The sequence below is a fragment of the Photorhabdus viridis genome, assembly GCF_040256935.1.
GTDB lineage: Bacteria > Pseudomonadota > Gammaproteobacteria > Enterobacterales > Enterobacteriaceae > Photorhabdus > Photorhabdus viridis.
On the sequence record NZ_JBEJZY010000586.1, the window covers coordinates 1 to 223 of the forward strand.

Here is a 223-nt window from a genome sequence, read left to right on the forward strand (position 1 = left end):
TTCTGCCAGTCGCCGGATAAAACCCTCTGGATCGGCGGTATCTCCCGCTTGTAATAAGTAGTTTAGCACGCTTTTTAACTGCTCATCCGTATAGTAATCATACGTCAGCAGTATGACCAACTCTTGCAGCAGCTCCGCCATATCTCGCTGCCGGATATGCTTTTGCACCATTTCCAATAGCGCGACCCGTTTATGCGTCAGGATTTCATCGTCCGGGATTACC

Annotated in this window: 1 protein-coding gene; it reads right to left on the minus strand. The window is 49.3% G+C overall.

The annotated features are described in order from the left end of the window. Positions 1-223, minus strand: a 223-nt coding sequence (locus ABR397_RS24665) for an Rpn family recombination-promoting nuclease/putative transposase (RefSeq protein WP_350307967.1), incomplete at both ends; no start/stop codon positions are given.